General features: G+C 71.2%; 18 protein-coding genes and 1 pseudogene. 14 read left to right on the forward strand and 5 right to left on the reverse strand.

Annotated features, from left to right (window positions below; genetic code table 11):
• Positions 1-140 precede the first annotated feature (140 nt).
• From ACWGIF_RS16805 to ACWGIF_RS16815, 3 genes are read left to right on the forward strand one after another with little or no spacing between them, the layout of a single operon-like run.
• The gene (locus ACWGIF_RS16805; RefSeq protein ID WP_453497474.1) at positions 141-1,043 is read left to right on the forward strand and encodes an SIS domain-containing protein; all 903 of its coding nucleotides are present in this window, start codon (positions 141-143) and stop codon (positions 1,041-1,043) included.
• Positions 1,040-1,876 carry a class II fructose-bisphosphate aldolase gene (locus ACWGIF_RS16810; protein WP_453497477.1) on the forward strand — a complete coding sequence of 279 codons (837 nt, stop codon included), beginning with the start codon at positions 1,040-1,042 and terminating at the stop codon, positions 1,874-1,876. The genes ACWGIF_RS16805 and ACWGIF_RS16810 overlap by 4 nt, the downstream gene beginning before the upstream one ends.
• A 19-nt stretch (positions 1,877-1,895) precedes the next feature.
• The gene (locus ACWGIF_RS16815; protein WP_453497480.1) at positions 1,896-2,420 is read left to right on the forward strand and encodes a hypothetical protein; all 525 of its coding nucleotides are present in this window, start codon (positions 1,896-1,898) and stop codon (positions 2,418-2,420) included.
• A gap of 882 nt (positions 2,421-3,302) precedes the next feature.
• On the opposite strand, the pseudogene ACWGIF_RS16820 reads toward ACWGIF_RS16815, so the two are convergent.
• Positions 3,303-3,569 (reverse strand): annotated as a pseudogene (locus ACWGIF_RS16820) (mycothiol transferase); the annotation flags it as partial.
• Positions 3,570-3,746: 177 nt separating this feature from the next.
• Between ACWGIF_RS16820 and ACWGIF_RS16825 the strand changes: the two are divergent.
• On the forward strand, positions 3,747-4,937 hold the full coding sequence (locus ACWGIF_RS16825; protein WP_453497483.1) for an acyl-CoA dehydrogenase family protein: 1,191 nt from the start codon (positions 3,747-3,749) through the stop codon (positions 4,935-4,937).
• A gap of 901 nt (positions 4,938-5,838) precedes the next feature.
• Here ACWGIF_RS16825 and ACWGIF_RS16830 read toward each other — a convergent pair.
• Positions 5,839-6,426, reverse strand: coding sequence for a GNAT family N-acetyltransferase (locus ACWGIF_RS16830; protein WP_453497486.1), 588 nt, complete (start codon positions 6,424-6,426; stop codon positions 5,839-5,841).
• Positions 6,427-6,608: 182 nt separating this feature from the next.
• Here ACWGIF_RS16830 and ACWGIF_RS16835 point away from each other — a divergent pair, with 182 nt between their 5' ends.
• Genes ACWGIF_RS16835 through ACWGIF_RS16880 form a run of 10 tightly spaced genes read left to right on the forward strand, consistent with a single transcriptional unit; the run spans position 6,609 to position 17,801 of the window.
• The gene (locus tag ACWGIF_RS16835) at positions 6,609-7,895 is read left to right on the forward strand and encodes an ATP-grasp domain-containing protein (RefSeq protein ID WP_453497489.1); all 1,287 of its coding nucleotides are present in this window, start codon (positions 6,609-6,611) and stop codon (positions 7,893-7,895) included.
• Complete coding sequence (locus ACWGIF_RS16840; RefSeq protein WP_453497491.1) at positions 7,892-8,725, forward strand: Rossmann-like domain-containing protein; 834 nt, start codon at positions 7,892-7,894, stop codon at positions 8,723-8,725. The genes ACWGIF_RS16835 and ACWGIF_RS16840 overlap by 4 nt, the downstream gene beginning before the upstream one ends.
• The gene (locus ACWGIF_RS16845) at positions 8,722-9,843 is read left to right on the forward strand and encodes a PLP-dependent cysteine synthase family protein (protein WP_453497494.1); all 1,122 of its coding nucleotides are present in this window, start codon (positions 8,722-8,724) and stop codon (positions 9,841-9,843) included. Before ACWGIF_RS16840 ends, ACWGIF_RS16845 begins: the two co-directional genes overlap by 4 nt.
• The gene (locus tag ACWGIF_RS16850) at positions 9,840-10,898 is read left to right on the forward strand and encodes a dipeptide epimerase (RefSeq protein WP_453497497.1); all 1,059 of its coding nucleotides are present in this window, start codon (positions 9,840-9,842) and stop codon (positions 10,896-10,898) included. The genes ACWGIF_RS16845 and ACWGIF_RS16850 overlap by 4 nt, the downstream gene beginning before the upstream one ends.
• Complete coding sequence (locus ACWGIF_RS16855) at positions 10,895-12,172, forward strand: MFS transporter (RefSeq protein WP_453497500.1); 1,278 nt, start codon at positions 10,895-10,897, stop codon at positions 12,170-12,172. Before ACWGIF_RS16850 ends, ACWGIF_RS16855 begins: the two co-directional genes overlap by 4 nt.
• Positions 12,169-12,990: a class I SAM-dependent methyltransferase gene (locus ACWGIF_RS16860; RefSeq protein ID WP_453497503.1), complete on the forward strand. Its 822-nt coding sequence runs from the start codon at positions 12,169-12,171 to the stop codon at positions 12,988-12,990. Before ACWGIF_RS16855 ends, ACWGIF_RS16860 begins: the two co-directional genes overlap by 4 nt.
• Positions 12,987-14,552 (forward strand): ABC transporter substrate-binding protein, encoded by a 1,566-nt coding sequence (locus ACWGIF_RS16865; RefSeq protein WP_453497506.1) that lies wholly within the window; start codon positions 12,987-12,989, stop codon positions 14,550-14,552. The genes ACWGIF_RS16860 and ACWGIF_RS16865 overlap by 4 nt, the downstream gene beginning before the upstream one ends.
• The gene (locus ACWGIF_RS16870; protein ID WP_453497522.1) at positions 14,540-15,496 is read left to right on the forward strand and encodes an ABC transporter permease; all 957 of its coding nucleotides are present in this window, start codon (positions 14,540-14,542) and stop codon (positions 15,494-15,496) included. The genes ACWGIF_RS16865 and ACWGIF_RS16870 overlap by 13 nt, the downstream gene beginning before the upstream one ends.
• Positions 15,493-16,302 (forward strand): ABC transporter permease, encoded by an 810-nt coding sequence (locus tag ACWGIF_RS16875; RefSeq protein WP_453497509.1) that lies wholly within the window; start codon positions 15,493-15,495, stop codon positions 16,300-16,302. The genes ACWGIF_RS16870 and ACWGIF_RS16875 overlap by 4 nt, the downstream gene beginning before the upstream one ends.
• Positions 16,299-17,801, forward strand: coding sequence for an ABC transporter ATP-binding protein (locus ACWGIF_RS16880; protein ID WP_453497513.1), 1,503 nt, complete (start codon positions 16,299-16,301; stop codon positions 17,799-17,801). Before ACWGIF_RS16875 ends, ACWGIF_RS16880 begins: the two co-directional genes overlap by 4 nt.
• Positions 17,802-18,220: 419 nt before the next feature.
• Here ACWGIF_RS16880 and ACWGIF_RS16885 read toward each other — a convergent pair whose 3' ends face one another.
• The 3 genes from ACWGIF_RS16885 to rpmF are packed head-to-tail and all read right to left on the reverse strand — an operon-like array spanning position 18,221 to position 19,813.
• A complete protein-coding gene (locus ACWGIF_RS16885) occupies positions 18,221-18,433 on the reverse strand; it encodes a hypothetical protein (RefSeq protein WP_453497525.1) in 213 nt (70 codons plus the stop codon).
• A 17-nt stretch (positions 18,434-18,450) separates the two neighbouring features.
• Positions 18,451-19,635, reverse strand: a complete 1,185-nt coding sequence (locus tag ACWGIF_RS16890) for a GTP-binding protein (protein ID WP_453497516.1) — start codon at positions 19,633-19,635, stop codon at positions 18,451-18,453.
• Positions 19,636-19,642: 7 nt separating this feature from the next.
• The gene (gene rpmF / locus ACWGIF_RS16895) at positions 19,643-19,813 is read right to left on the reverse strand and encodes a 50S ribosomal protein L32 (protein WP_453497519.1); all 171 of its coding nucleotides are present in this window, start codon (positions 19,811-19,813) and stop codon (positions 19,643-19,645) included.
• Positions 19,814-20,078: the final 265 nt, after the last annotated feature.

Consider the following 20,078-nt stretch of genomic DNA (forward strand, 5'->3'; position numbering starts at 1 on the left):
ATTGGCCTATCCGGCGACACTAACTCAGCCGCCTCGGCCATGGATGCTTGAAGTTGCGCGAAACCGGCAGCTACGTTGCAAGAACACGCATACGCACGCCTACACACATGCAGACCCGCCTGTCGCACGAGGGAGCCGGTATGAGTCACGTCGCGTACGAGTTGGGCACGCAGCCCGCATGCTGGGAACGGGCCGCCGAACTGGCCCCGGCCCGGCGGGGCGTGCTGCCGCAGCCGGGGGAGCGTACCGCGATCATCGGGTGCGGGACCTCGTACTACATGGCCCAGTCGGCCGCCGCGTTGCGCGAGGAGGCCGGACAGGGGGAGACCGACGCCTTCCCGGCGTCGGAGTTCCCGCGCCACCGCCGCTACGACCGGGTCGTCGCCCTGACCCGCTCCGGCACCACCACCGAGGTACTGGACCTGCTGGCGGGGCTGCGGGACGCGGGCGTGCCCACGACCGCGGTCGTGGGCGATCCCGCCACCCCGGTGACGACCCTCGCCGACGACCTCGTCGTCCTCGACTTCGCCGACGAGCAGTCCGTCGTGCAGACCCGCTTCGCGACCACCGCCCTCACCCTGCTGCGCGCCCACCTCGGGCTGCACACCGCCTCCGTGGTCGCCGACGCCGCCACCGCGCTCACCGAGCCGCTCCCCGCCGAGCTGCAGAGCCGGGGACAGTTCACCTTCCTCGGCCGCGGCTGGAGCGTCGGCCTCGCCCACGAAGCCGCGCTGAAGATGCGCGAGGCCTCACTGTCCTGGGCCGAGTCCTACCCGGCGATGGAGTACCGGCACGGGCCGATCAGCGTCTCCGGGCCCGGCACCGTCACCTGGTCGCTCGGCGACGCCCCCGACGGGCTCGCCGAACAGGTGCGCGCCACCGGCTGCCACTGGGTGGCGGGGCGGCTCGACCCGCTCGCCGAACTGGTCCGCGTGCACCGCCTCGCCCTCGCCGTCGCCGCCCACCAGCAGCTCGACCCGGACGCACCGCGCCACCTCACCCGCTCGGTGATCCTCACGGCCGGAGAGGAGGCGGTCCGATGAGCCTCGTCCCTGCGGGCACGCTCGTCCTGGAGGCGGCCGCGGCCCGTCGAGCCGTCGCCGCCTTCAACATCATCACCCTGGAACACGCCGAAGCCGTCGTCGCCGGAGCGGAGGCGGCCGGGCTGCCCGTCATCCTCCAATTGAGCGAGAACGCCGTGAAGTTCCGCGGCGGCCGGCTGCTGCCCATCTCCCGGGCCGCCGTCGCCTGCGCGGAGGCCGCCGGGGTCCCGGTCGGCCTGCACCTCGACCACGTCAAGAGCCCCGAGCTGCTCCGCCAGGCCTGCGACGCCGGATACAGCTCCGTGATGTACGACGCCGCGCAGCTCCCGTACGCCGAGAACCTGGAGGCCACCCGCTCCGCCGCCGACTGGGCGCACGCCAACGGACTGTGGATCGAGGCGGAGCTCGGCGAGGTCGGCGGCAAGAACGGCGCCGCGCCGCTCGACCCTCACGCGGCCGGCGCCCGTACCGACCCCGACGAGGCCCGGCGGTTCGTCGCCGACTCCAGCGTCGACGCGCTGGCCGTCGCCATCGGCAGCAGCCACGCGATGACGAGCCGGACCGCGGCCCTGGACCGCGCGTTGCTGGCCCGGCTGGCGAAGACGGTGGACGTGCCGCTCGTCCTGCACGGCTCCTCCGGGCTGCCGGACGCCGAGCTCGCGGCGGCCGTCGCGGGCGGCATCCGCAAGGTCAACATCGGCACCGCGCTCAACCTGGCCATGACCGAAGCCATCCGCACGCACCTGACCCCGGCGGACCCCCGGCCGTACCTGACGGCGGCCCGGACGGCGATGACGGCGACGGCGAGGGCTATGATCGGCGCCCTGAACTGACGGGCGCCGGGGGGCGAGGGTGGAACACCAGCGGGGACGCACGAACCGGCGCCGGTTCCTGCTGATCGCGGGCATCCCGCTGCTGAGCGTGGGCGGCCTGACGGCGTACGCGGCGTGGCCGCAGCCGTACCGGCACGAGGTTCGCACGGACCCCGAGCCACTGAACCGGCGGTTCAAGCCGTATCTGGGCGAGCTGACCGACCCGCACTGGCTGGGCTACGACATCGACGAGTCCGGCGACGACCGGAGCATTCCGAGCCCGGACTCCCGCGTCCGCCTGGTCGGCGTCGCCCACCTGCCGACCGGCGGCGCGGCCGCGATCGTGCGCCACCCCGACCACACCTTCAGGCCCGCAGCGCCGTCGGCGCTGCCCGGTCCGCTGAAGCCGTACCTGCCCGCCGCCGCGGCCTGGCAGCACAGCCCGGAGTTCGACGCGTACGCGAACCGCGGGGGTTCGGGGCCGGACGTGTCCCCCTCGGGCCGATACCCGTTCGACACGGCCCGCGACCTCGTCCACTTCGACGTCCTGTACCTCTTCACCTGACGGCGGGCCGGGGGTGCACGGCCGGGTGCCGGGTGCCGGGCGTCAGGTGTCAGGTGTCAGGTGTCAGGTGCCGCCAGGACGCCGGCGGGGGCGTCAGCGGGCGGCGAACCGGGCCTCGTGGCACTGGAGGCCGTGCCACTCGGCCCGGTCCGGGCGCGCGCCCCGGGCAACGGTCCGGGTGCCCTCGGCCACCGCCAAAGTGCTTGCGGTGGACAGGACGACGGCCACGAACCAGGTGGTCTGCCCGGGTTCCACGGTCTCGTCGTAGTACCAGTCGGCGGTGACCGGGGCAGCGCCGGCCAGGGCAGAGCCGGCCGGGAACGGGCGCTGCAGGAAGTCCTGGACGGGGAGCGGGAAATGGCCGAGCACCCCCTGCACCTCTGCCGCCAGTTCCAGCCGCAGCACCGGAGCCCCCGGGCGACCGGGGGCGGCGGCCCGTCCGTCCGCCGGCGGTCGCCCGTCGAAGGACCGGCTGCGCAGCGAACCCGGCTCCACCCGGACCCGCTGTCCCCGGAACTCCGCCACGCCGTCCCGCACCACCTGCCCGACCCGGCACAGCCCGCGGTCCCCGACCATCACCGCGGAGGGACGCCCGTGGGCATCCGGCCCGGCCCACCAGGTCAGGGCGCGGCCGGCCTTCTCCAGCAGCCGGGCCCGTACGTCCTGCGGAAGCAGCTCCCAGTACTCGTGCCGGGCGGGGATCCCGGCCTCGACGGGGAGGGCGCCCGGCTCGTGGATCTGCGTCACCGCCCGGGTGTGCCCGGGATCCTCGCGGCGCCATGCGTCCTGGTCCATGTGAGCCCATTGTGCGGCAGGCAGCCGAACTGCGCCGTACTTTCGGGGCGGTTCACGATGGGTCCGCCGTGCGTCGGATGCCGACGGCCCGTCGATCCGCTCGCGGAGCAGGTCGGCGTGCCCGTTGTGCCGGGCGTACTCCTCGACCATGTGGATCAGGACCCAGCGCAGGGACACCTTCCCGCGCCACGCGTCGACGGCCTCGACGTCGAGGCCGGGTGCTTCGGCGGTGAAGCGTTCGGCGAAGGCCACCTCCGCGCGCCACGCCTCCCGGTGGTCCGCGAGGAAGGCGGCCGGCATCCGCCGCTCGTCCCCGGCCGCAGGGCCGCTGAAGCGGTGGTCCCGCTCGGGTTCGACGAAGAACTCCGCTCTGCTGCGTGAGCTCGTCAAGCCGAGAGTATGAACGCCGTCACCGAAGCGCAGGCACCCGGGCCCTCGCATCCTCAGCCCCTTCCGAATTTTTGGAACTGGTTCTACTCTGACCGCCGCCACCCCAGCGACCGGCTGGACCGCGAGACTCCCGGAGGGGCCGTGCACCTCGAATACACGCCTGAGCAGCAGCAGTTGCGCACCGAGCTGCGCGCCTACTTCGCCGAGCTGGTCCCTGAGGACGTCTACGCCCGCTACGAGGACCCGGCCGCTCAGAAGCGGTTCTACCGGGAGACCATCCGCCGGCTCGGCGCCGACGGATGGCTCGGGGTCGGCTGGCCCAAGGAGTACGGCGGCCGTGGGATGACCCCCATGGACCAGTTCATCTTCTTCGACGAGGCCGCGCAGGCCGTCGTGCCGTTGCCGCTGATGGCGCTCAACACGGTCGGGCCGACCCTCATGCAGTTCGGCACCGACGAGCAGAAGGCGTACTTCCTGCCCAAGATCCTCGCGGGCGAGATCGACTTCGCCATCGGCTACAGCGAGCCCGACGCCGGCACCGACCTCGCCGCGCTCACGTGCAAGGCCGTCCGCGAGGGCGACGAGGAGACCGGCACCTACGTCGTCAACGGGCAGAAGATCTGGACCACGAACGGCGACACCGCAGATTGGGTCTGGCTCGCCGTGCGCACCGATCCGGACGCCCCCGCGCACAAGGGCATCACCATGCTCCTCGTGCCGACCGAGGACCCCGGCTACTCGTGCACCCTCATCAACACCCTCGCGTCACACGACACCACCGCCAGCTACTACGAGGACATCCGCGTTCCGGCGAGCCGTCGCGTCGGCCGGGAGAACAAGGGCTGGCGCCTGATCACCAACCAGCTCAACCACGAGCGCGTCACGCTGGCCGCCCACGGCACCATGGCCATCCGAGCCCTCCACGACGTCCAGCGCTGGGCGTCGGCGACCAAGCTCGCCGACGGCCGCCGCGTCATCGACCTCTCCTGGGTCCGCGGCCGCCTCGCACGCACCCACGCCCGCCTCGACGCGATGAAACTGCTCAACTGGCAGATGGTGGGCGCGGTCCAGGCCGGCACCCTCACCCCGCAGGACGCCTCCGCGGTCAAGGTCTACGGCTCGGAGGCCCGCCGGGACGCGTACGCCTGGCTCATGGAGATCGTCGGCGCCGCCGGCTCCCTCAAGGACGGCTCCGCCGGCGCGGTCCTGCACGGCGAACTCGAACGCGGCTACCGCAGCGCGGTGATCTTCACCTTCGGCGGGGGCAACAACGAGATCCAGCGCGAGATCATCTCCTGGATCGGCCTCGGCATGCCCCGCGTCCGCCGCTAGGGAGTTGTGACAAGGAATCATACTTTGGCACAAAAGAGAGACAGTCGGCACAGCACTCCGGCACCGGTTTCCGTCCGACTGGTGTCCTGCAATGCGCCTCGCATACCGATCGTGCGCGGTAGGCGTCTGAGGGATCAGGTCACGGCAGAGCACCTTGACGGCGGACTCCTGGCACAGCTACCAGGACGAACCGGTCGAACGCGTGCCGCCCACTGGGCGCTACGCCCGCTGCCCGTCCCCGCGCCAGGGAGCGACTGCTGATTGCTTGAAGCACGGGATGCGCGAGGACACTCTCCTGTGGCGGCTACCGAGGCGAGCGAACCTCGACGGAGAGTTCGCCGGTGCCTTCATCTGGCTGGTCGCAGGCGGTTGCGAGGCGGGCAGCATAGTCGGTCAGCCGACGCAGGAGCAGGTTCTTCCCACCCTTCCGCTTCGCTGCCACCCGCATCTGATTCACGGCAGCGACAACGTCCCTCGTGCTTCGTCCAGCCTCTCGAAGTGTGTTGATCACGGGGCTGTGGAGGTAGTCGCCTTGTGTGACGTCGGCCCAGATGAGTGCGGTTGCGGCTTGGGGGTTTGGTGACACAGGGCCGCCGGCGAGCCGGCCCAGGCCTTCGGTCAACCTCTCCCGATCGCCCTCGGGCATGTGCCACGCAGCAAGCAGGCGGCGCCGTCGGGCGAAGCCGGTTCGTCGAGCGCATGAGTCCAGCTCTTCGGCTACGCGATGGACCGCCTCATCGAAAGCATGCCACGCCCCAGCTGGTGTGAGCTCGCGTTGCAGAGCAGTCAGCGTGTGCTGGGCGGTACTGCTCGGTATCGCGAGCGTGCTGGTTCCTTGCGGCCACGGCCCCCAGCAGCCAATTTCGATCAGAGGAGCCCCGCTGAAGTAGCGCTTCGTGGGCTAGCTGCAGAGTTGGCCGGTGGTGGCCGCGACGTGGATCGGGATCTCGAAGTGGACGGTCCCGTACCCGCCGTGCTCGCCCGTCATCCGCGCGTCGCAGACCTCGTAGGCCATGCTGCGCCAGAAGCCTTCCGCGCCGGGGATGTCGACGTTCGTGTGCAGATAGACGGTGTCGTAGCCGGGGACGCCCGCGGCGAACTCGCAGGCGGCCCTGACCATGGCTCGGGCCAGTCCGTGTCTGCGGTGGTCCGGGCGTACGTACACCCGCAGGAGCTGGGCCGTGCGCCCTGACGGATAGCGGTCGGTGAGCCAGCGGGGGTGCGGGGGGTGGGCGGGGCCCCGGGAGTTGAGTGCGGTGGTGCCGACCACCTCTTCGCCCAGGACTGTCACGACGAGGGCATGGCGAGGGTGCTTGAGGTAGGTGCTTTCGATGTCGACGACGTCGTCGTGCCACTGGGGCACGTAACCGTAGTCGAACTCCCGGTAGAACGTGTCGAGCATGACGCTCCGCGCGCCGGGTACGTCCTCGGGCCTGGCGTGCCGTACCACGTACGGCCCGATTTCTTGCCCCTGCGTCAGGTCTCTCATGGCTCGGTGGCTCCCTTCCGCGCTCCGGTCTCGTGAGCGGCAGGCTACCGGAAATCTGACCTATTGGAAATGAAAACGATTTCGGATAGCTTCCTCCTCGGTTCGGTGCGGACGCCTCCCGTCAGGCGGCCCGCTTCGCAGGTATGCCCCGCGGTCGCGGCGGCATTTCGAGAGGAAGTCCCTTGGCGCACTTGCTGGTTGTCGAGAGCTGGGTGGGGTCGATGAGCAGGCTGCTGCCCAGGGCGATCCGTGAAGGCGGGCACGAGTTCACCTTCGTCACCCGCGACCTGCACCACTACCTGCGCGGGGCCGGATCCGACGGCCCACACCCGCTGCTCGCAGCACGCAACATCATCACCGCGGACACCAACGACGTCGACGAGCTGCTGCCCCACCTGGAACGGCTGCACGCGGTGCTCGCCTTCGACGGCGTGGTCTCCTCCTGCGACTACTACCTGCCGGCCGTGGCCCGTACGGCCGAGCGGCTGGGTCTGCCCGGCCCGGGGGCCGAAGCGGTTGAGGCCGCCTGCCGCAAGGACCTGACCCGCCGGGTGCTGGCCGAGGACGGAGTGCCGGGCCCCCGCTTCGCGCTCTGCGCGGACGACGTGCAGGCCGCTGCCGCCGCCCGGGAGATCGGCTATCCGCTGGTGGTCAAGCCCGTGGACCTGTGCGCCGGGATGCTGGTCCGTGAGGTCCGGGACGAGCGGGAGCTGGAGCTCGCCTGTCGCGCGCTGGCCGAGTTCCCGGTGAACGCGCGAGGTCAGGACCGGATGCCGGTCGTCCTCCTCGAAGAGCTGCTCACCGGCCCCGAAGTCAGTGTCGAGACTGTCTCCTTCGGCGGTGTCACGAGCGTGGTCGGTGTCACGGACAAGAGCGTCGGCGGTGCGCCGGCCTTCATCGAGACCGGCCACATGTTCCCGGCTGCTCTTGCGCCGGACTCGGAGCGGGTGGCCACCGACACGGCCGTGGCCGCGATCAAGGCCCTCGGCCTGGACGACGTCGTGTGCCACACCGAGATCAAACTGACCCCGGAGGGTCCCAAGGTGGTCGAGGTCAACCCCAGGCCCGCCGGCAACCGGATCACCGAGCTGGTGCGCCATGTCACGGGCATCGACCTGGCGGCAGCCTGCGTGGACGTCGCCCTCGGCCGCACGCCCGATCTCATGCCGCGCCCGACCGGCGTGCACAGCGCCGCCATCGCCTTCCTGCTCCCCGATGCCGTCGGCACCCTCACCGGAATCGAGGGCGCCGACCACGTCCGGGCGCAGCCCGGCGTGCTGGAGCTCACCCTTGCCGAGCCGGGTCGTGCCGTACGGGTGGCGAGCAGCAACAACGAGTACCTCGGCCACATCATGACCACTGACACCAGGGGCAGCGGGGCCCGGGAGGCCGCCGAGCGGCTCCTCGCACACCTGCACCTCACCTATGACGAGTGTTCGGCCAAGCTGCCCTCGGCGGTGCCCGCATGACGGCGCCCACGCTCCACGAGCCCGCCGTACGCTCCCTCGACCAGCTCATCGCGCACGTCCGCGCCGGCGACTACGGCTCCGACCCCGCCCAGGAACGCATCGCGCTCGCCTTCACCACCGCCCAGGCCGTGCGCCATGCCGGCCGCAGCACCGGATATCGCAACGAGGTCCTCAGCCTGCGCCTGCACGCGGCGGTCGGATCCTGCGCCGTGGAGCCGGGAGCACTGCCCGCGGCGGCACTCGACGACTGTGTCGGCGTCCCGGTGGCCGAGCTCCTCGACCACCCGATGCTTCCCGTGCAGGTCGCAGCGCTCGACGCCTACCTGAGCCATGTCCGCCCCCACACCCCCGACCACGGAGCCCGCCCTTACGCCATACCGGCCGGAGGCTCCTTGCACCGGTCCAGAGCCCGGGCTCGCGCCGTGGTCGATCTGCTGCCCGCGACCGGGATCCGCAGGGTCCTCGTTGTCGGCGTGGTCAACTCCCTGCTGGAACAACTGCGTGCGCGCGGCCTGGAGTACGTGCCCTGCGACCTCAAGGGCGGTGCCACCGAATGGGGCGAGCCCGTACGGACCGATGCCCTGGCGGAGCTGGAGCACTGCGACGCAGCCCTCGCCTCCGGCATGACCCTGGGGAACGGCAGCTTCCAGGCGCTGCTCGACCATGCCGCCGCGACCGGTAAACCCCTGGTGATGTTCGCGCAGACGGGCAGCGCGATCCTGCCGAGGTTCCTGGGCGCCGGGGTGAGCGCAGTGTCCGCCGAGCCGTACCCCTTCTTCTGGCTCGACGGCGGTCCGGGAGTCATCCACCGCTACGGGGGTGCCCGGTGACCACCGCACTCCCGTTGCACCGCCCGTCGGCCCGCAGCGCGAACCCGGAGCTGCTGACGCTGATCGGCCGCACCCCCCTCGCCCGGATCCGCACGGAGCTGCCCTATGCGCACCCCGGCTTCTGGGCCAAACTCGAATGCCTTGGCGCCGGCGGCATGAAGGCGCGGTCCGCCGTCTCCATGCTGCTCGGCGCCCGTCGGCGCGGCGAACTCCGCCCGGGCGCCACCGTGGTCGAATCCACCTCCGGAACCCTGGGCATCGGGCTCGCCCTCGCCGGGCAGGCCCTCGGGCACCCGGTCGTCCTCATCGGTGACCGCGAGCTCGAACCTTCCATGCGGCAGCTGCTGCGGACGTACGGAGCGCAGCTGGAACTGGTGGAGCGGCCGGCCGCTGAAGGCGGCTGGCAGGCCGCCCGGATCTACCGTCTGCGCGAGGTCCTGGCCCGGACACCGGATGCCTACTGGCCCGACCAGTACAACAACCCGGACAACGCCGCCGGTTACCTCTCCATGGCGGCCGAACTCTGTGAGCAGATCGAGCACCTGGACGTGTTGGTGTGCAGCGTCGGCACCGGCGGACACAGCGCCGGCCTCATCGGCCCGCTGCGCCGCCGCTGGCCGCGGCTGAAGGTCATCGGCGTCGATTCCATCGGCTCCGCCATCTTCGGCCAGCCCGCCCGGCCCCGCCTGATGCGCGGGCTCGGCAGCAGCATCCACCCCCGCAACGTTGCCCACCACGCCTTCGACGAGGTCCACTGGGTGGGCCCCGCCGAGGCCGTCGACGCCTGTCGGCGGCTCGCCCGTACCAGCTTCGTCAGCGGCGGCTGGAGCACCGGTGCCGTCGCCCTGGTCTCCGCCTGGGCCGCCCGCGTCGAGACCGGAGCGGTGGTCGCGACGGTCTTCCCGGACGGTCCGCACCGCTACCTCGGCACCGTCTATGACGACGACTACTGCCACGCGCACGGCCTTGACCGGGCCGAACTCGCCGTCCGCCCCGTGGAGATTCCCCATCCGCACGCGGTCGAGGCCATGGGCTGGACCCGCTGCCGCACCCCCGTCGACCCGCTCGCGGTGAGCCGTCCCCTCTCGCCCGCACCGGCTCGGGAAGGTGCCGCATGAGACTGACATGGCACACCACGGAGTTGGAACTGGCCGAGCCGCTGCGCATCTCCCGCTCCGTGATGGCCCGCCGCGACGCCGTCTGGATCGCGATCGAACACGGCGGGTTGACCGGATGGGGCGAGGTCGTCAGCAGCGACTATCTCGGCCTACCCACCGCCCGCATCGTCCGGCACCTCACCATGGCGCGGCCCGCCGTCGAACGCCTTCCCGACCCCGAGACCGCCTGGGACGAACACGTCGCCGAGACGCTGCCCGGCTTCTCGCAGCTACCGGCCGGTGTACTCGCCGGACTGGAGGCGGCCCTGCTCGACCTGATCGGAAAAAGGGCCGGCAGACCCGCCCACCAGCTGCTGGGCACACACACCGCGCCGGCCGTGCAGACCGCCCGTACGATCGGCATCGTCGCGCCCGTACAGGCGGCCGCACAGGCCGCCCGCCTCGCCCTGAGCGGCTTCACCGTCCTCAAGATCAAGGCCGGATCGCCCGACCCGGCGGAGGACCTCGCCCGGGTGAGCGCGGTACAGGTCGGAGCCCCAGGAGTAAGCCTGCTTCTCGACCCCAACGGAGCGTGGACCGAGCGCCAGGCGATCGACCTGCTTCCACGCTTCGCCGAGCTCGGCGTCACCGCCGTGGAACAGCCCATCACGCCGGGCAGCCCCGAGTCGCTCGCCCGCGTGGCGAAGGAATCCCCGGTCCCCGTCATCGCCGACGAGGACGCCGTTTCCTACGAGGACGCCGTCGCGCTCGCCGGACTGGTCCACGGGGTCAACGTCAAGCTCGCCAAATGCGGTGGGGTGCGAGCCGCGCTGCGCGTCCACGAGGCCCTGCGCGGCAGCGGCACCGACCTCATGCTGGGCTGCCTCACCGCCAGCTCGCTCGGCATCGCCCCGGCCGTGCACCTCGCAGACCGGGCCCGCTGGGTCGACCTCGACGGGCACCTGCTGCTCGCCGACGATCCCTGGACGGGTATCGGCGGCGCCGACGGCACCGTACGGGCCGGCGACCGAGCAGGCCTGGGCGTCAGACGCACCCACATGGCGGCCGTACGGTGAAGATCCTCAGCTCTGTGAGAGGCTTCCCGCTCGCTGTACGTCTGCTCCTGGTCAACCAACTCGGCGTCAACACCGGCTTCTACCTTCTCATCCCCTACCTCGCCACCCACCTCACCGACGACTTGGGGCTGTCGGCCGTCGTCGTCGGTATCGTCCTCGGCCTGCGCAACCTAAGCCAGCAGGGTCTTTTCCTGATCGGCGGTTCCGCCGCCGACAGGCTCGGCGCCCGCGGCGTGATCATCGCGGGCTGCGCCCTGCGGACGTTGGGATTCGGCCTGTTCGCCCTCGGCGACAGCCTGCCGCTGCTGATCGCCGCGTCCATACTCAGCGGGCTGGCGGGGGCCCTGTTCAACCCCGCCGTGCGGACCTACGTCGCCCAGGAGGCGGGGGAGCGCAAGGCGGAGGCGTTCGCGCTGTTCAACGTGTTCGCCACCACCGGTGCGTTGCTCGGGCCGCTGCTCGGCAGCCTGCTGCTGCTCGTGGACTTCCGGGCCGCCGCCGTCACCGCGGCCGGCGTGTTCGCCGCCCTCACGCTCGCGCAGCTGCTGGTGCTGCCCGCGCGGGAGACCCCGGTCCCTGAGACCAGAATGCTCGGCGATTGGCGCGAAGTCGCAGGCAACCGCCGGTTCCTGGCGTTCTCCCTCGCCATGGTCGGCATGTACGGCCTGGAGAGCCAGCTATACCTGCTGCTGCCCCGTGCGGCGACCGACGCCTCCGGCTGGGGCGGCTCGGTCGGCCTGCTGTTCCTCGCCGGGACCGTCGCCAACCTGCTGTTCCAGCTGCGCATCACCCGCGCACTGACAGCCCGGGGGAGCCGGGGACGCTGGGTCGCCACCGGCCTGAGCGTCATGGGCCTGGGCTTTCTGCCCCCGATGCTTGTCGCGGGCACGTCCACCGCGCACCCGCTGCGCCTCCTGCCGGTGCTCGCCGGGGCCCTGCTGCTGCACCTCGGGGTGATGATCGCCTCGCCGTTCGTGATGGAGCTGATACCGGCCTTCGGCCGAGCGAACCTGACCGGCACGTTCTACGGCCTCTTCTACGCAATCTCCGGCGCCGCGGCCGCGGCAGGCAGCGTGGCCATCGGTTGGTCCATGGACACCGCCGCCGGCCACACCGGCCTGGCCTGGCTGCCCTATGTCTGCTGCCTCGCCCTCGGGCTGTTCTCGGCCGGGGCCGTGGCACACCTCCAGCGAATACGCGCCCTGCCCGCGGTGGAGGTATCCGATCCGACGGCCCCCGCGCTTCCCGACCGGCCCCGAAGCGAGACCCGATGACAGAGACGACCACCGGCAACCTGCTCACCGACCACCCCGAGCTCTACGAAGAGCGCTTCCCCGACCCGGACCGCCTGGCGGCCCGCTGGACCGAGGACGTGCTGGCACGCCACGGCGCGGGATCCCGCGTCCTCGACGTCGGCTGCGGCACCGGTCGCGACGCCGCCTGGCTACACCACGAGGCCGGTCGCGAGGTCACCGGCATCGACACCTCCAAGGCCATGCTCGCCCACGCGGCCACGCACCATCCTGGCCCCGGCTACCACCGGGCAGACATGCGCGACTTTGAACTCGGCGCGACGTTGGACGCGATCGTCTGTCTGGACAGCGCCCTGCTCTACTGCCACACCAACGAAGACCTCGCCGCCTTCCTCGCCCGCTGCCGTGAGCACCTCACGCCGGGCGGCCTGCTCGTCGCCGAGATGCGCAATGGGGCTTTCTTCCTCGGCAACACCGAGCTCCTCGACGGCCCGCGCACCAACACCTTCGCCTGGCGCGGCACCACGTACACGTCCCACACCACCCTGTGGGTCGACCACGGCGCGCAACTCCTGCGCCGCCGAAGGACCTGGACCGCCGGCGACGGCTCCCTTCCGGACGAACAGCACTCCGCCTGGAGGCTCCTCTTCCCGCAGGAACTCCGGTACTTCCTCAGCACTGCCGGCTTCGAGGTCCTCTCGCTGCACGACGGACCAGGCCCGCGCACCGAACCGCCGTGGAGCGAGGGCGAGGCCCCGCACGGGACCACGAGTTCCGACCGCCTCCACCTCATCGCCCGGCTCACGCCTCACCCCAGCAACGGAGACACCGCCCCATGAACGACGCCCGCTCCAGCCTCGCCCGTCGAGGCTTCCTGATCGCCACGGGCGCCACCGCCCTCGCCTTCACCGCAGCCTGCGGCTCCGGCGCCACCACTCCGGACGCCAAGAACGCCGCCGGGGGAGCTCCCAAGGCGGGCGGCCGGCTGCGGGCCGCCTTCGCCGGCGGTGGGGCCAACGAGACCCTCGACCCGCACGCCGCCAACCTGTTCGTCGACGCCGCCCGCGCCAAGGCCCTCTTCGACAAGCTCGCCGACTTCGGCGCCGACCTCGCCGCCGTCCCCAGGCTCGCCGAGAAGTGGGAGCCCAACGACGCCCTCGACACCTGGCGCATCACCCTGCGTAAGGCCTCCTTCCACGACGGCAAGCCCCTCACCGCCGAGGACGTCCTCTACAGCTACCGCCGCATCGCCGACCCCAAGGGCACCTTCCGTGCCAAGGCCTCCCTGGAGCCCATCGACCTCGACGCCAGCCGCGCCGTCAACGCGGCCACTGTCGAGTTCAGACTCAAGCGCCCGTACGCCGAATTCCCCAACGTCCTCGCCGCATTCGGCGCGTACATCATCCCCAAGGATGCCACCACCTTCGACCAGCCCATCGGCTCCGGACCATTCAGCTTCGTCTCCTTCAAGCCGGGCAGCTCCCTCGTCGTCAAGCGCAACGACGCGTATTGGGAAGGAGCCCCGCACCTCGACGAACTCGAATTCGTCGTCGCGTCCGAGGAATCGGCACGCGTGAGTGCCCTGCTCGGCGGGCAGGTCGAGTACGCCCATGAGCTGAACCCGGCCACCGCCCGCACCCACGAGGGCAAGGGCAAGATCGACATCGTCCGCCTCCCGGGCAGCGCGATGCAGGGCTTCGTCATGAAGACCGACCGCCCGCCCTTCAACGATCCCCGGGTCCGGCAGGCCTTCTTCCTTATCGCCGACCGCAAGGAACTCGTCGACGGCGCCCTCTCCGGCGCCGGCGAAATCGGCAACGACCTGTTCGGCAAGGGCTACCAGTACTACCCCGCCGGCCTCCCGCAGCGCACCCAGGACCTCGACAAGGCCCGCGCCCTGCTCAAGGAAGCCGGCGCCGAAGGCCTCAAGGTCACCCTCGACACCGCCCCCGCGGCCACCGGCTTCGTCGAGGCCGCCGGCATCTTCAAGGAGCAGGCCGCCAAGGCCGGCGTCACCGTCGAGGTCAAGGTCGGCAACAAGGACACCTACTGGAAGGACATCCTGTCCTCGGGAACCTTCGCCTCCTACCGGTCCGGCGCCATGCCCATCGAGTCCCACATCTCGCAACGGCTGCTGACCGGCTCCACCACCAACGCCACCAAGTGGCAGCAGAAGGACTTCGACGACCTCTACCAGCAGGCCCAGTCCACGCGCGACGTCACCCAGCGCGGCGCCCTCTACGAGCGGATGCAGCGCCGCCTCTATGACGATGGCGGCTTCCTGATCTGGGGCTTCGCCGACTGGATCGTGGCCACGGCTCCGAAGGTCCGCGGAGTGTCCAAGACCGCCCCCGCCAACACCCTCGACTGGGCCCGCTTCGACAAGATCTGGCTCGCGTGACACCGCACCTTTCATGGATCGGCCGCCGCCTGCTCCTCGGCCTGGGGCAGACGGCGGCCGTCGTCCTGTTCATCTTCGCCCTCACCGAGGCGCTGCCCGGCGACGCGGCCGTCGCCCTCGCCGGGGACCAGCCCGACCCCGCCCGCATCGCACGCATCCGCGAGACGATGGACCTGGACCGGCCCGCCCCCGAACGCCTCGCCGACTGGGTCGCCGGCCTCCTGCACGGCGACCTCGGCACCTCCCTGGTCAGCGGACGGCCCGTCACCGGCTACCTGACCGCCGGACTCGGCCCCACCCTCCTCCTTGCTGTGGCAACCCTCGCCCTGCTCATCCCGCTCGCCGTCGGGCTCGGCGTCCTGGCCGCCCGTCGCGAGGGCGGTCGGCTCGACCGGGCCGTCAGCGCCCTGACCCTCGCGGCGCACGCCGTGCCCGAATTCGCCCTAGGAGTCCTGCTCGCCACGCTCTTCGGACTGTGGCTGGGCTGGCTGCCGCCCACCGCCGTCGGCGCCGACCCGTTCACCGAACCGGCCGTCCTGATCCTGCCCGTCGTCGTCCTGCTGTCGCGCCCCGTATGCACCATCAGCCGCCTCGTACGCGCCGGGATGATCGACGCGATGGCCTCCCCGTACGTCGCCCAGGCCCGCCGCTACGGGGTCTCCGGCACCCGTATCACCTGGACCCACGCCCTGCCCAACGCGCTCGCCCCAGCCACCCAGCAACTGGCACGCACCTGTGACTGGCTCCTGAGCGGAGTGATCGTCGTGGAGGCCCTCTTCGTGATCCCCGGCCTCGGCACCGTACTCATCGAAGCCGTCGCCGCCCGCGACCTCCCCGTCGTCCAGGGCATGGCCGTCGTCTTCGGCACCGTCACCGTCGCGGTCAACCTCGCCGCCGACCTGGCCGCCCGCCGTTTCGCACCCCGATCCGAGGTGGCGGCATGAAGCAGAAGCACACAAGGTCCCTCTTCGCGCTCGGACTGATCATCCTTCCCATCCTTCTCGCGCTGGGTGGGCCCTTCGTGGCAGGCCCTGCCGCACCTCGCGCGGTCTCCTTCTCCTCCGGCGACGGGCACTGGCTCGGCACCGACTTCAGCGGACGCGACGTCTGGCACCAGGTACTCCTCGGCGGCCGCTCCGTGGTGATCGTGGCGATCGCGGCCACCGCCCTCGCCTACCTCGTCGCCATCCCCGTGGGCCTCGCCGCGGCCCTTACCCGGCGCACCTGGCTGGAGGAGGCACTGATGCGGCCCCTGGACGTGTTCATCGCGGTCCCCTCGCTCCTCTTGGTCCTGCTCATCGCGGCCACCCTCACCCCGGGGCCGGCCGGACTCACCGTCCTGGTCGGCCTGGCCGCCGTACCCGACGCCGCCCGCGTCGTGCACGCGGCGGCCGTCGAGATCTCCTCCCGGCCGGCCGTGGAAGCGCTGCGCATGCAGGGCGAATCATGGTGGCGCACGGCCATCGGCTACGTGGCCCGCTCCATGCGCCGCACCCTCGCCGCCGACGCCGGCATCAGGCTGACCGGAGCCCTCTACCTGGTCGCGACCGCGGCCTTCCTCGGCGTGGGCGTCCAGCCGGACGCCGCCGACTGGGCGGTCATGGTCGACCGCAACCGGACCGGCCTGTTCCTCCAACCCTGGGCCGTGGCCGTACCCGCCCTGCTCATCGCAGCCCTGTCGATGGGCACCAACCTCCTGTTTGACGCCGCCCTCCAACGCCAGACCCCTCGGAAGGGAACGATGCGATGACCCTCGTGGCAGAGGTACGGGACCTGCGGGTCACCATTGGCGGACGGGCGATCGTAAACGGTGTGAGCCTTGCCGCCCCGGAGGGCAGGATCACCGCCGTCATCGGCCCGTCCGGCAGCGGCAAGACCACCACGGGACTCGCCCTCCTCGGCGAATACCCGGCCGGCGCCGTCGTCGACGGAGAGGTCCAGGCGCCCGCGGGCCCGGTCGGATACATCCCCCAGCACCCGGCCTCGGTCCTCAACCCGGCCCGCCGGGTGGGCGCGCTCCTCGCCGACATCGCAGCGCGCCAGGGCGGGGGAGGTCGGCTCGCACGCAGGCGGCGAGTCGAAGACGCCCTGCGCCTCGCTCAGATCCCGGATCCAGAGGCAGTACTGCGCCGCTTCCCCCACCAGCTCTCCGGCGGCCAGCAGCAGCGGGTGGTGCTGGCTCAGGCATTGCTGCTGGGCGCCCGGGTCATCGTCGCCGACGAACCCACTACCGGGCAGGACGCCCTCACCAAACAAGGCGTCGTGGCGGAGCTTGCGGCCGTGGCCGCACGGGGCATCGCCGTCATCCTGCTCAGCCACGACTTGGACGTCGTACGGGAGCTGGCCGACGAGGTCGTGGTGATGCGTGCCGGGCGCGTCGTGGACCGCGGTCCCGCCTCGTCAGTCCTGGAGGGTCTCGAACCGGGACAGCTGTGCACGGCGCGAACGCCAAGCCCACGTGGACCCTTGCGTCTGGAGACGCGCAATCTGACCGCTCGGCACCTCACCGCCCGGGGGGCTCCCGAGGTGCTGAGCGACATCTCAGTCTCGGTCGCGGCAGGCGAGTGCCTGGCCCTCGTCGGCCGGTCCGGCAGCGGCAAGACCACCCTGGGACGCTGCCTGGCCGGACTGCACCGCACGTACGAGGGCACGGTCCTGCTCGACGGGACGCCGCTGCCACGCAGTCTGCGTTCCCGTAGCCGCGCCGAACTGTCCGCCGTGCAGTACGTGTTCCAGGACGCGAAGGCCGCCTTCGACGAACACCGGCCGGTCCTCGACCAGGTCGCCCGCAGCGCGGTACGGCTCCGCGGCGCCGCCCCGGAGGAGGCGCGGCGTGCGGCTCTGAGCACCCTGGGCGAGTTCGGTCTCGGCGAGACCCTCGCCGGGCGCCGCCCGGGTGAGCTCTCAGGCGGCGAACTCCAGCGCGCCGCACTGGCCCGGGCCTTGCTGACGAGGCCGCAGGTCCTCATCTGCGACGAGATCACCTCCGGCCTCGACACGGCTACGCGGGTGAGCATCCTCGACTCCCTCGCCCGGCTGAGGGAACGCAACGAACTCAGCCTGTTGTTCATCACGCACGACCTGGCAGCCGCCGCCGTCCTCGCGGACCAGATCGCGGTCCTCGACTCCGGCCGCCTCGTCGAGACCGGCCCGGCGAGTGAACTGATCGAGGGGCCGCAGCACCCACTCACCAAGGAGCTCCTGTCGGCCCCGTTGACAGCGCTGCCCGGCGGCCCGCCCGGATACTGAACGCGGCCTCCATCGAGGCTACGACCGGGGCCGCCCGCTTCGGCGGCGGCCTCGCCGACCTCGGCTTGTGGGCATACGGCGCGGTCGAGAGAGCGCTCCCTGTCGCCGCGCACTCCCCGCGCCGCGTCGCCGAGGGTGAATCCGCTGGGGACGGCCGAAGGTGAGGGTGCCCATCACGAGCGTCGTGACCTCAGCGAGGGGTCACCGCATACGAAGTACGGAGCCTGGCCGCCTCCGGAGAACTGCCCGCCCGCCACCCGCTCGCCCAGGGCATCGTCGCCCGCACCAGGAGCAGCACCTCCACGTGCCGATCCACCAGGCAGGCGAAGTAGCCGAGCAGATGCCGCCTTCAGAGGGCCTGAGCGGCAGCGGCACACGGCCGTCCGCTCTCGGCCGGCATACAGGAGCAGGGCCATCTCCTACGGGAGCAGGGCCATCTCCCCGGCGTTCTCGATGGCCAGAGCCAGCTGCTGCTGAGCGGCGACGCGCGTGACCCGGCGGCTGCGGATCTTGCCCCGGTCGGAGTTCAACAGACCCGCGTTGGGGGGACCCTGCCTTCCCCGAGAGGGGCAGTCCCCACGGGCGATGTGTCGCCGGAAAGCCGGACCGGACGGTGTCGTGGCTGCGACCACCGTCCGGCCCGGAGTCTTCACGTCGCCGTGACGACGACTTGCCCGGGTTCGTGCTCGCAGGCGTCGTCGATTCCGTACGTATCCCAGTCCGGGAAGTCGTCCACGGCGGGCATGGCCTCGCCCGGGCCGAGCAGGCAGGCGTTGAGCGCCGCCCGCAGCGCCCCGGTGCGAAGGCCCGTACCGATAAAGACAAGTTCCTGACCCTGTGTGGTGTCGGGCCCGCGCGCACCCGAGGGTTCGAAGCGGGCTACCGCGCCGGCCTGGGACCACAGGCCGGTCACACGGGGGCGGCTGGCGAGCCAGAAGAAGCCCTTGGAGCGCAGGACCTGTCCGAACGTTCCGCTGTCGAGGCCCTTGGTGACGAAGGTCCACAGCCGTCCGGGGTGGAAGGGCTGGTCGGCGCGGTAAACCAGTGAGGAGATGCCGTACTCCTCGGTCTCCGGCACGTGGTCGCCATTGAGTTCCTTGACCCAGCCTGGGGCCAGCTGGGCGCGCTCGACGTCGAACAGGCCGGTGCCCAAGACCTGTTCGAGCGCGATCTGGCCGCGCACGGCGGGCACGATCCGGGCCTCGGGATTGAGGCGGGCGAGCGTAGCGCGCAGCCGGATGACGTCCGGGGGTCCGACGAGGTCGAGCTTGTTGAGGACGATGACGTCGGCGAACTCGATCTGGTCCATGAGTAGATCACTGACGGTGCGCTCGTCGTCCTCGTACTGGTCGAGCCCGCGGGCGGTGAGTTCGTCGCCGCCCGTGAGTTCCGGCATGAAGTTCGCCGCGTCGACGACGGTGACCATGGTGTCGAGGCGGGCGAGATCGCCCAGGGTGGCGCCGTCGTCGCGGGGGAATGAGAACGTGGCCGCTACGGGCATCGGTTCGGAGATCCCGCTGGACTCGATCAGGAGGTAGTCGAACCGGCCCTCCCGGGCCAGCCGGTCCACCTCCTCCAGCAGGTCGTCGCGCAGGGTGCAGCAGATGCACCCGTTGGTCATCTCGACGAGCCGCTCCTCAGTGCGGGAGAGGGCCGCCTCGCCGCCGCGGACAAGCGCCGCGTCGATGTTGACCTCGCTCATGTCGTTCACGATCACGGCGACCCGGAGGCCCTCGCGGTTCCCGAGCACGTGATTGAGCAGCGTGGTCTTTCCGGCTCCGAGGAAGCCGGACAGGACGGTGACGGGCAGCCGGGCGGGCGTCGTACCGGTCATTTCCGGCTCAGCCTTCCGGGCGCAGCAGGCCGCGCTCGTACGCCTTCACCAGGCGCTGAGGGATCTTGTACACGGCGCCGTCGACCGTGATCGGGATGAGCTGCGGGGTGGTGGCCTTCCACTGGGCACGGCGGTGGCGGGTGTTGCTGCGGGACATCTTCCGCTTGGGGACGGCCATGTGGATCTCCTGTGAGGTGTCGAACGGGCTCGGCGTGAGCCTATGTGAAAACGACGACCATTTTCAATACGCTTGGTGTGCCACCTCGCCGTCGATGACGGGCAGCCGCCCTGCTGGTTCGGTGCGTGTGCTCAACGGCAGTGCGGCGGTGGATCGCTCTCGCCAAGTACTTTGACAATCGTTTCCATCTTTGATGAAAATGGATGTCATGAACGTACGACGCCTCATACCCACCGCCGCCCTCGCCGCAGCCGTCGCCCTCGGC

The organism is Streptomyces sp. NPDC054849, from assembly GCF_053610945.1.